12 protein-coding genes are annotated in these 11,701 nt (G+C 29.8%); 5 read left to right on the forward strand and 7 right to left on the reverse strand.

Annotated features, from left to right (window positions below):
- Position 1 precedes the first annotated feature (1 nt).
- Entirely contained in the window at positions 2-913 is a 912-nt protein-coding gene (locus tag FUA24_RS04495; protein WP_148540215.1) for a glycosyltransferase family 2 protein, read from the forward strand.
- Here FUA24_RS04495 and FUA24_RS04500 read toward each other — a convergent pair.
- The 6 genes from FUA24_RS04500 to typA all read right to left on the reverse strand — a co-directional run bounded on the left by FUA24_RS04500 (position 883) and on the right by typA (position 8,254).
- Positions 883-1,953 carry a glycosyltransferase gene (locus FUA24_RS04500; protein WP_148540216.1) on the reverse strand — a complete coding sequence of 357 codons (1,071 nt, stop codon included), beginning with the start codon at positions 1,951-1,953 and terminating at the stop codon, positions 883-885. The genes FUA24_RS04495 and FUA24_RS04500 overlap by 31 nt on opposite strands.
- Positions 1,946-3,505: a phosphoethanolamine transferase gene (locus FUA24_RS04505; protein ID WP_148540217.1), complete on the reverse strand. Its 1,560-nt coding sequence runs from the start codon at positions 3,503-3,505 to the stop codon at positions 1,946-1,948. The genes FUA24_RS04500 and FUA24_RS04505 overlap by 8 nt, the downstream gene beginning before the upstream one ends.
- Positions 3,495-4,787, reverse strand: coding sequence for an O-antigen translocase (locus FUA24_RS04510; protein WP_187388161.1), 1,293 nt, complete (start codon positions 4,785-4,787; stop codon positions 3,495-3,497). The genes FUA24_RS04505 and FUA24_RS04510 overlap by 11 nt, the downstream gene beginning before the upstream one ends.
- Before the next feature lie 2 nt (positions 4,788-4,789).
- Positions 4,790-6,094, reverse strand: coding sequence for an O-antigen translocase (locus FUA24_RS04515; RefSeq protein ID WP_148540219.1), 1,305 nt, complete (start codon positions 6,092-6,094; stop codon positions 4,790-4,792).
- Positions 6,095-6,221: 127 nt separating this feature from the next.
- Positions 6,222-6,455 carry a uroporphyrinogen decarboxylase gene (locus FUA24_RS04520; protein ID WP_148540220.1) on the reverse strand — a complete coding sequence of 78 codons (234 nt, stop codon included), beginning with the start codon at positions 6,453-6,455 and terminating at the stop codon, positions 6,222-6,224.
- Positions 6,455-8,254 carry a translational GTPase TypA gene (gene typA, locus FUA24_RS04525; RefSeq protein WP_148540221.1) on the reverse strand — a complete coding sequence of 600 codons (1,800 nt, stop codon included), beginning with the start codon at positions 8,252-8,254 and terminating at the stop codon, positions 6,455-6,457. The genes FUA24_RS04520 and typA overlap by 1 nt, the downstream gene beginning before the upstream one ends.
- Positions 8,255-8,474: 220 nt before the next feature.
- Here typA and kdsA point away from each other — a divergent pair, with 220 nt between their 5' ends.
- Complete coding sequence (gene kdsA, locus FUA24_RS04530) at positions 8,475-9,293, forward strand: 3-deoxy-8-phosphooctulonate synthase (protein WP_148540222.1); 819 nt, start codon at positions 8,475-8,477, stop codon at positions 9,291-9,293.
- 90 nt (positions 9,294-9,383) lie between these two features.
- On the forward strand, positions 9,384-10,235 hold the full coding sequence (locus FUA24_RS04535; protein ID WP_148540223.1) for a hypothetical protein: 852 nt from the start codon (positions 9,384-9,386) through the stop codon (positions 10,233-10,235).
- 2 nt (positions 10,236-10,237) lie between these two features.
- Here FUA24_RS04535 and FUA24_RS04540 read toward each other — a convergent pair whose 3' ends face one another.
- Positions 10,238-10,639: a DUF1801 domain-containing protein gene (locus tag FUA24_RS04540; RefSeq protein WP_187388162.1), complete on the reverse strand. Its 402-nt coding sequence runs from the start codon at positions 10,637-10,639 to the stop codon at positions 10,238-10,240.
- Positions 10,640-10,711: 72 nt separating this feature from the next.
- Between FUA24_RS04540 and FUA24_RS04545 the strand changes: the two genes are divergently transcribed.
- Both FUA24_RS04545 and FUA24_RS04550 read left to right on the forward strand, forming a co-directional pair.
- The gene (locus FUA24_RS04545; RefSeq protein WP_148540225.1) at positions 10,712-11,320 is read left to right on the forward strand and encodes a hypothetical protein; all 609 of its coding nucleotides are present in this window, start codon (positions 10,712-10,714) and stop codon (positions 11,318-11,320) included.
- Positions 11,321-11,377: 57 nt separating this feature from the next.
- Positions 11,378-11,674: a winged helix-turn-helix domain-containing protein gene (locus tag FUA24_RS04550; RefSeq protein WP_148540226.1), complete on the forward strand. Its 297-nt coding sequence runs from the start codon at positions 11,378-11,380 to the stop codon at positions 11,672-11,674.
- Positions 11,675-11,701 lie beyond the last annotated feature (27 nt).

Here is an 11,701-nt window from a genome sequence, read left to right on the forward strand (position 1 = left end):
TATGAATCCTTTTTTTTCTGTAGTTATTCCTCTTTACAATAAAGAAGATTTTGTTGAAACAACATTAAATAGTGTATTAAATCAAACTTTTAACAACTTTGAACTAATAATCATTAATGATGGTTCTACAGATAACAGTCTTAAAGTTGCACAAGAATTTAAGGACACAAGAATTAAAATAATTCAACAGAAAAACCTAGGATTATCTGCTGCAAGAAATGCTGGAATAAAAAAAGCAAAAGCTAACTATATTGCTTTTTTAGATGCCGATGATTTATGGATGCATGATTACCTTCAAACCCAGTACAACTTAATTCAAAAACATAAAAGCGAATCTATATTCGCCACTAATCTTAGGGAGTTTACTTCAAGAAAGCATAGTGATCTAAATTCTTTCTCCTACAACCCTAGTAATGAAAAACTAATCACAAATTATTTTAAGATATGTAAAAATATCTTTGGCCCAAGTTCTTTGGTTGTAAAAAAGGATCTTGTCTTAGACATAGGATATTTTAATGAATCTATAACTTACGGAGAGGGCGATGAATATTTTATAAAGTGTTTTAGCAAATATAATTTGGTATATTATCAAGAAGCAAAAATGCTATATCGAGTAGGCATACAAAATCAACTAACTGCTCCAAACAAAAATAGCAATAGAGTCATTCCAGATTATGAGGTATATTTAAAAAACAATCAAAATAAAGATTTAAAAAAATATATAGATTTTGTGCATTTTAAACTTGTTGTTCTGTATAAAATGGAATTAAATTATAAATTGGTTAAGTTCTATAGTGAAAAAATTTCTCCTACCAATCTCACTGTTATACAAGGTTTAAAATATTATACACCTACATCAATATTTTATTTTTTAAAGACATTTTACATCTGGGTAAAAAGTTTTTCCCATTGATAAAGTATTGTTTCCTCAGAAAAAGATTCCAAACCTACCCAAGTATTATTTTTAAGACCATCATAAAAATCCTTATCAAGCAGTTTGTTAAGAGCCTCTACAAATTTTTCTTTGTTCTGATCTTCAACAAGAATACCATTAACACCATTATGTATTATTTCCGAAGGACCACTTTTACAATTAAAAGAAACTACGGGTACATTTAAAGCTAGAGCTTCTAATAAAACCATTGGAAACCCTTCCACTTTGCTTGATAAAACTAAAGCTTTTGCGTCTTTAATTAAAGGAATAGGATCTTTTCTAAACCGCAAAATTTCGACAAAAGATTCTAGTTTTTTTTCTTTCACTAAATTAACTAACTGATTTCGGCATGGTCCATTACCTAATATTAAAAGTTTAATATTCCTTTCAATAAGATCAGATGCTTCATAGCAATTTATCAAAACATCAAATTGTTTTGTTTCTGTAAGTCTTCCTATCCCGAGAATATAAGCCTGTTTACTTCTTTCATTAGAATTTTCTACAGAAGAAGAATATTCAAAATTTAAAAAATTGTGGATAGTTATACTATCAATATTTAAATCTCGTTTAATACGGTCTTTAATCTCCCTACTAACTGAAACAAATATTCTCTTTTTAACATGCTGAAATTTAGCCAGGAAAGATACGCGAAAAGGAAAATAATATTTTAGTCTATAACTATGGACACAATAAATAACCTTACATCTATTAAAAATAAACTTTGAAAAAAGAATCTCTTTACAAAAATTATCCCTTAGCCTATGATCTATAATAAAATCAAATTTACCTGTTCTAAAAAAAGTTCTAAATTTAAAAAACGCCTTAGCTTTACCTAAATTAGATTTATCCAGACCAAAATTATATAGATTACCTTTGTACTTATAATGTATTTCATCTTTCATTGAAAAAATAGTAATATCGTAACCTGCCTTACTTAAGGCAATAGACATATTGGCCACCATTTTTTCAGCACCTCCAGAACTTAAACTTGTTGTTAATAAGCAAATTTTCTTATTCATTTACATTTAAAAAATAAGAGTCGTAGTCTATATCATTTACAACCTTTCTTTTTCGTTTTTTAAAGGATTTACTAAAGATACTTTTAGATTCGTCCATATCCTTATATTTAACTCCAAACATATGACCTAAACTTTCATAAGTATGATCGGTCATAAAGGCCCTATTTGGAACATATTCAAAATCATTAGGAAACTCAAAATCCTTTGAAGTCCATACCAAAAAAGGAATTTGAAACATACTTTTAGTTAAACTATTTTCGGATCTTCCAAAAAAATCGTTACCGTGATAAACATTTTCACCATGGTCTGATAAATACAACAGCATGCTTTTAATTCGTTTCTTTTTAAGCTCTTTAATAAAAGAATAAACAACATAGTCATTATAAGCTACAGCATTATTATAATAACTAATGACCCGCTCTTTTTTAGTTGCTTTACTACTAACAATAAATTTAGAAAATTCCTCAGGATATCGTTTATTATAGTCAAAGTGCGTACCTATTAACCTTAAAAAAATAACTTTCTTACCTGGTTTGCTTAAAGCCGCTTTTAAAGCTGGTATTAAAACTTCATCATAACTGATTGTTTTTACCTCATGGGCATGATTTAAAAACTTAATGTTTTTTGATACAGAAGCCATTTCTGTAACTCTATTATCAAAAAATCCAATAGGTCTCTGATTTGATAGCCAATATGTATCAAATCCCGCTATATTAAAAACTTCAATAATATTGGTAACCAAATCTTCATTGTTGTTGGTACCGTTATCCAAAGACGTTAAAATTTTTGGTACTACCTTGGTAGTAATAACATCTGTTGAAATAACATTAGAGTATAAAAACAAACTATCCTTAATCCTATTTAAAAAAGGGGTAGTTTCTTCATCATAACCATAGACTTGCATATGTTTGCTAGTAGTAGATTCTCCTAATGCAACAACTAACACCTCATTACTAGATGATATATTAATGTCCTTTGCCAATACATTTTCATTATAACTAACATTATTTTTTAAATTAATGTATCCGTATGCACCTCTTACTATATTATGATAAGCATTGTTTTCTATTAAACCTGTATACTTTAAAAAGCCAACAACAAAAAGGACAACTGTAACTTTTATGTAATTCTTTCTTATATATTTGGCATTAATCCTTGCGCGTCTAACAACAAAAAAAGCCCCCAAAATAATGGAAGCAAAAATGATTATAGCCTCATTTAAATAAGAACTTGAAAATTCTGTTAGCTCCTCCTTGTTAGATTCTAATAATAAAAACATGTATGAAGAAGAAAAGTTAGAAGAAACTGCAATATACGATGTTGTCTCTAGTATAAAATATAACAAATAACTGAAAGTCAATACGTCATAAAACAATTGTTTTCGCATGAATTTAAGCATTGAAAACAAAGCTACAATTACAGTAAAAAACAAAATATCTTCTTTAACATCACCTATCTCTATGAAATAAATATCAACTAATAATAATAAAAAGATATACTTAAGTATTAAAGGAATACTTAAAAGCAGTAAATTTTTGAAATCATAAGACATGCGTTACCAAATATTTTTGATTGTTCCTAGAAACAAATAGAACGACAGATAAAAAATACAATAATGCACTTAAAATATATGCATAATAGATTCCTTGTAAGTTAAAATCATTTATTAAAAAAGTGCTAAAAATGTAAAAAGTTCCATAAAGTATAAAATCTGAAATTAAGTAGAACTTTACCATTTTCTTTGCATGAAACTGATAAGCTATGGAAAAAGCAAGAATTTTGATAAAATCTCCAACAAATTGTAATAAAAAGAAGTGTTTTACGTATTCAAATTCATTAGTTAGTACTATTTTAATTACATAAACCCGAAATATATATAACCCAGTGAACAAAACAAGCATTATTGGAAGTATATATTTAAAATAATGTTTCATTATTTGATAATACCCTTTTACGGTCTTATTATTTGTTAACTCCGGTAATAAGTAAAGTGTAAATAATGATGAAAAAAACATCATATAAAACGTTGATATTTTATTCATTGCTTCCCATAACCCAGCGTTAAAAGTATTTATAGATTCAATGATTTTATTTCGAATTAATATGTAAGAAAGACTAATTAAAATAGATGAATAAATAGCCATAAACAAGTAAGTAGAAATTGATTTAATAAACGTTATTGAAATATCTTTGTAGTATTTATAAAACACCGAATATATTTCGCGAATCTCCTTAAAAATAAATCCAAGCAAAAAGGATAATGATGGAACAATTAAACTAGCCATTAAAGCTCCTTTCAAATTAAAATAATAAATTAAAAAAAATGACCCTAGTGCATTAACAACATTAGATAGAGTAATAATTAATGTGTATAATCTAATTTTTTGTAATCCATTAGCAATATAAATAGTAATAAAGTTTAATGAAACAAGTGGCAAAAAAAAAGCCAACCACTCAAAAACATAGATGTAGGTAGGTTCTTTTAAAACATAAACGGTTAATTGCTCAGAGAATAAATAGATTAATATTCCAACAACAAAAGATATTATTACGGTAAGAAATAAAACAGAGGAAATAAGTATATTTAATTTCTCCTTATCGTTCTTATTTTCTGTTACATATTTAACAACTCCGCTTTGAAAACCTGTTGAGGTAATTCCTAGAAGACCTTGAAGAACATTTTTAAAATTTCCAACAATGGCATAACCAGACGGTCCAAGATAAATGGCGCTAACCTTAGAAACTACAAAAGAAGTAATTAGCTTACCAACAACAACAATACTATTATATGAGAATACTTTTAAAAAAAGATGGTTAGTTTCTTTATTATCCACATTTATTTAATTACGTCTTCTTTGGAACCAAACAAGGAAGTCCAAAAAATACTTAAAATAATGATGTAATATACTAAATAGCTAACAAAATGAGCAAATACAGCACCTATTACATCTTCAAAGTAATTTAAGAAATAGATGCTACTGTAATACAGTATAACAATTAATAACGCTTCGGTAATAATATAATGCCAGAACATTTTTTTAGCTATAAACTGAAATGCAATTACCATAGAATGTACTTTAATAAAGTCTCCTAGCACTTGCCAAAAGAACAAATCTTCAACTGGCAGAAATTCATCCGTAAAAATAACTAAAACAATAATATGCTTTAAAAAGTAGATTAGAAGTAGCCCAATTGCTAGAAAGGGCATTACTGTTCTATAAAACGCAAAAACTTCCTTTTTAAACTCTGTTTTACTCGTAATTTCAGAAAACCTAGGTAAAATATAAAGCGTCATTAAAGAGGTTACAAACATTAAATAGTACTTGGAAATACGCGTCATAGCCTCCCAATACCCAGCATCTTTATAACCAATATTTTCTATAATGTATGTTCTAATTGCAATTGCTACCAAAGGCAATATAATAGCTGAAAACAATGCCATTGTGGAATACGGTGCTAATTTTTTTAGGAAACTTAAGCTTACCTTATGTGCCTTTATGAGTGGTACTAAACTTCTCCTGTTTGTTATACCAACAAGTGTTATAAGGAATATTAATGATTCGGCAATTGCCACAGAAATTAACGCTCCTTTTAATTTTTCTTGGTATATTAATAATAAAGCAATAGATACGCTTAAGATTTGACCTATGATGTTTATAATGATCAGGATTTTATACTTCGAAAATCCATTCATTATAGAAAAAGAGAACATATTTAAAGCATAAAAAGGAAGTACAATTGCAAAGACTTTTATTGCTAACGTATAATTATTGTAACTAGGAAAGATAATATCTTTAATATGCTCTGCATTAAAGTAACATGCTACAGAAACAATTACAGTAGCAATAAAACCAGCATAAAAAACAGTGGAAATTGTTTTACTAAGCTCTTCTATATCTTCCTTAAATTTAGAAATATATCTTACAGCTCCTTTATAAGAACCTATAACTGAAATATTTTGAAGAGAACTTACAAAGTTTTGAAAGTTACCAATTAAAGCCATTCCTTCTGCTCCAATATAAATTGCTATGGCCTTGGATGTTAATAGTCCAGCAATAATCCTAGTTACAACAGAAACAATTTGTAATGAGGCTACATTAACTAAAACGTTTTTATTTATGTAATCAATTAGCTTTTTCAATTGATATTTTTTTTCTCCTTTTTGATAATAGCATTTTGAGGGTATACCAACAACGTCAAATATACAAAATCAATATACGTTTATACTTACATTTTGGGTTTTATAGATAAAGTGTAAAACAAAATCCTTATTTAACCTTTTTAAGCAAATAGTAAATATTTATACAGAGAATAGCGGTATTTGTAATAATTATTGGCTTAGAAATTGGAGTTAATAAAATACCGTAAACCACAAAAAACAGACATCCTAATAAATTGACTAGTCTAAGTTTTGTTACAGATTTCATTAAAAAAGATAACAGAACGGTGGCCATAGCAACATAGCCAATCCATTCTGTTATTGATATACCAAATAAATCCATTAAATAGATTTATTACGTTTACGTTCTACTTCTTTTAGTAAAATTTTTCTTAATCTTAAGTGATTTGGCGTAACCTCAACATATTCATCTTTTTGAATATATTCTAAAGCTTCTTCTAAAGAAAATTTAATAGCTGGTACAATTTTAGCTTTATCATCTGCTCCAGCAGAACGAACATTACTTAACTTCTTAGTTTTTGTAACATTAACAGTCATATCATCTCCTCTGGAATTCTCTCCAATTACCTGACCTTCATATATATCTTCTCCCGGATCGATAAAAAACTTTCCTCTTTCTTGTAATTTATCAATTGAATAAGGAATAGCTGTACCATTTTCCATAGATACCAAACTTCCGTTTTGTCTTTCTGGAATACCTCCTTTTAAAGGTTGAAACTCTTTAAATCTATGCGCCATAATAGCTTCTCCAGCAGTTGCAGTTAATAACTGATTTCTTAAACCTATAATACCCCTAGATGGTACTATAAATTCACAAACCATTCTGTCTCCTTTAGCTTCCATACTAAGCATTTCTCCTTTACGTAAAGTCACCATTTCAATAGCTTTACCCGAAACTTCTTCTGGTAAATCTATAGTCATCTCTTCAACTGGTTCACATTTAACACCATCAATTTCTTTAATGATTACTTGTGGCTGACCTATCTGTAACTCGTAACCTTCTCTACGCATTGTTTCAATTAAGACAGATAAGTGCAATACACCTCTACCAAAAACCATGAACTTATCTGCGCTATCGGTATCTTCAACCCTTAATGCTAAATTCTTTTCAAGTTCCTTTGTTAATCGTTCTTTAATATGACGAGAAGTAACATATTTACCATCTTTTCCAAAGAAAGGCGAATCATTGATTGTAAACAACATACTCATTGTTGGTTCATCAATGGCAATAGTTTTTAAACCTTCTGGATTCTCGAAATCCGCTACCGTATCACCAATTTCAAATCCTTCAAGACCTACTAATGCACAAATATCTCCAGCCTGTACTTCTTCAACTTTCTTTCTTCCTAAGCCCTCAAACGTATGCAATTCCTTAATTCTAGATTTTACTACACTACCATCTCTTTTAACTAAAGAGATATTTTGACCAGCTTTTAGTTCTCCTCTGGTTAATCTCCCAATAGCAATTCTTCCAGTGAAGGATGAAAAATCTAAAGATGTAATTAACATTTGAGTTGTACCTTCATCAATTTTTGGCTCTGGTATATGATCAATAACCATCTCTAACAATGGTTCTATATTTTCTGTAGGTTTCTGCCAATCTTCACTCATCCAGTTATTCTTTGCAGAACCATATACTGTTGGAAAATCTAATTGCCACTCTTCTGCTCCTAATTCAAACATTAAATCAAACACCTTCTCATGTACTTCATCTGGAGTACAGTTTTCTTTGTCAACTTTATTAACAACCACGCAAGGTTTTAAACCTAAATCAATTGCTTTCTGTAATACAAAACGAGTTTGTGGCATTGGCCCTTCAAAAGCATCTACTAATAATAAAACACCGTCTGCCATGTTTAAAACACGCTCTACCTCTCCTCCAAAATCGGCGTGACCAGGAGTATCAATAATATTAATTTTGGTGTCTTTGTATGTTACCGAAACGTTTTTTGAGGTAATTGTAATACCACGTTCACGTTCTAAGTCGTTATTATCTAGAATTAAATCACCAGTATTTTCGTTTTCACGGAATAACTGACAGTGATACATAATCTTATCAACCAAAGTTGTTTTACCGTGGTCTACGTGCGCAATAATAGCGATGTTTTTAATTTTTTTCATACCTAGCCTTGATTTTCAGCGTGCAAAGTTACTCAATAATAATGGATATATAACATTATTTTGTCCATTCATTTTTTCTAGTAAACATGGGCATGTATGCTATATCCTATCCTTGGAATGTTTATTGTCCTTTTCCTGTAAATATGTAGAACATTTTAACCAAAAATATTAGGATGTAAAGTAGTATCTTTGTGCCTTTAAAAATTATCAAATAATCATAATGAACCTTCAAGATATTCCAAAGCTTAAGCATACTAATTCCAACAACTTCTTTTTACTTTGTGGCCCTTGTGCTGTAGAAGGTGAAGACATGGCACTTAGAATAGCCGAAAAAGTTGTTAAGATAACCGACAAACTTGAAATTCCTTATGTATTTAAGGGGAGTTTTAAGAAAGCAAATCGCAGTAGAATTGATAGCTTTACTGGTATTGGAGATGAGCAAGCATTAAAAATATTGAAGAAAGTTTCTACTACATTTGATATTCCTACGGTAACTGATATTCATGAAGTTTCTGATGCTGCTTTTGCTGCTCAATTTGTTGATGTTTTGCAAATACCCGCATTTTTAGTTAGACAAACAGATTTGGTGGTAGCTGCTGCTAAAACTGGAAAAGTTGTTAACTTAAAAAAAGGACAATTTATGAGCCCAGAGGCTATGAAACATGCCGTTCAAAAAGTAAAAGATTCGGGTAGTGATAAGGCTTGGATAACGGATCGAGGTACTATGTTCGGATATCAAGATATGATAGTAGATTTTAGAGGGATTCCAACAATGCGCCAATATGCGCCAACTGTTTTAGATGTTACGCATTCTTTACAACAACCAAATCAATCCGCAGGAGTTACTGGTGGAAGACCGGACATGATTGAAACTATTGCAAGAGCGGGTGTTGTTAATAATGTAGATGGCTTATTTATTGAAACCCATTTTGATCCAGCTAATGCTAAGAGTGATGGTGCTAATATGCTTCATCTTGATAATTTAGAACAATTACTTTCCAATCTAGTTGCCATTAGAAAAACTGTTCAAAGCCTTTAATTTAACTATTATTTAAGAGGAATTAGTAGTCCATAATGACTATTATCCGTTCATTTGCAAATATTTTCTCAAAACACATATTCCAAATTCATGAATATTAAATTTTTAAGCCTACTAAGTTTATTGTTTTTTACAAGCTTATCATTTTCTCAAGATAATCCTACAACAGAATATAATCCTTCAAAAAAAGGCAAGTTCTATCTTTATTGGGGATGGAATAGAGCAGATTACACCAAAAGTGATATTACTTTTAGTGGTCCTGATCATAATTTTACTTTGTATAATGTTTCTGCTCATGATAATCCACAGGATAAATTCGGGTTTAAGGAACATTTGAATCCGGGTAGAATGACAATTCCACAGACCAATTTTAGAATTGGGTACTTTTTAAATGATAATTATAGTATTTCTTTTGGCTTTGATCATATGAAATATGTGGTAGATAGACCCCAAGATGTTACTATTAACGGGCATATTAGCGATGGTAGTACTTTTGATGGCACCTATAACAATGAAACCATTACTGTTGAAGATGATTTTTTACAATTTGAATATACCGATGGACTTAACTATATAAATTTAGAATTAAATAGAAATGACCATTTAAAGTTTATTAAAACTAATCCGAAAACCGTCTATTTTAATTCTATTGTAGGAGTTGGCGCAGGAGTTTTATTCCCTAGAACCAATGCAACATTCTTAGGAAGAGAAAAAAATGATAAATTCTCAGTTTCTGGTTTTGGCGCTTCTGCTAAAGTAGGTTTAAACATTACCTTTCTTAAGCACTTTTTTGTACAAAGTGAATTAAAAGGAGGATATATTAATATGCTAAATTCTAAGACAACAAGTGATCCTGCAAACAAGGCTAAGCATCATTTTTTCTTTCTTCAAAGAAACATTGTTTTTGGAGCGCACTTTAGGTTATTTAAACCAAAACAGTAAAATTACATGTGCCAAGGTCTTTTGGATTTTTTCACTAATTCTGAAGCAGCGTATAGTAATTCCTCAAAGTTTTCTTGGTTCAAATCTTCAATAGATTTTAATTGAACAGATCTTACTTGTTTGCCGTTTCTGTCGTTTCGTAATATGGGAAATTCCTTTTCCAGAAGAATACCATGAACAAAAGCAACATCAACATAATCTTTTCCTTTTAAGATATTAAGATAGATTAAGGGTTTCTTATTAATATTGTAAAAAGGTATTCTATGCGTATAACGCTCGGTTACTTCCGGAAGTGTGTTTAAAATTACGCGTCTTACATAGAGCATAATGGATTGATAAGGCTCTTTTTGATTAAAAAAGTACTCGTCTACAGGTTTCAATTCTTTAAGGCATTCCTTGTTCAAATCAAACTTAACAAAATTTTATGAAGTGATTTTAAAAAATATTTATTTACTTTGTATTTCAAAGTACTTTATATGGAGTCTAAAGATTATTTAAAAGATATAAGCGAGATTAAAGATTTAATGAATAAATCTTCTAGGTTTATCTCCCTAAGCGGTCTATCCGGAATATTGGCTGGAACTTATGCTTTAATTGGCGCTAGTATTGCGTACTATTTAGTTACTCAATACAGCAATGGTATAATGTACTTTCACGGTTGGGTATTTGAATCCTGTTTATTTACATTAGTAATGGTCGGATTACTTAGTGTAGCTACAGGCATTTTGTTAACCACCAGAAAAGCGAAAAAACAAGGCGCAAAAATTTGGGATAGCACTTCCAAAAGACTGGTATTTAACTTTTTAGTTCCTCTTGCAGTTGGCGGTTTATACATTTTAATTATTCTTACTCAAGGCAAATATGGACAATCTGGTGGATTAATGTTAATCTTCTACGGTTTAGCCCTAGTAAATGCCTCTAAATATAGCATTGGCGACATAAAATACCTTGGTTATATTCAGATTATTCTAGGTTTAATTGGAGCCTATGAACCCGGTTACGGATTTTGGCTTTGGGTGCTAGGATTTGGGGTCATGCATATTGTTTACGGCACATGGATGCATTTTAAATATGATAGAAAATAGTTCTAGGCTTTTTAGTAACAGTTTTCAGTAACTTTGAACTTTTAAGAATTAGTTGACGTGAGTATTATTACTAACATAAATAAACTATTTGATCATAGAATACGACTGGGTATTATGTCTATTTTAATGGTAAATGAGTATGCCGATTTTAATATGCTGAAAGAGCTTTTAGGAGCAACAGATGGTAACTTAGCTAGTCATACAAAAGCTCTAGAAAAGGCAGAATATATAAAAGTAGAAAAACAATTTATTGGAAGAAAACCGAATACCCGCTACTCTACCACAGCTCTTGGAAAAAGAGAGTTTAAAAAACATATTGAAGCATTGGAAAAAATAATAAAGAATCAGTCATAAATTTTTTTACAATTTTACTTTGTATTT

Source organism: Seonamhaeicola marinus (genome assembly GCF_008085455.1).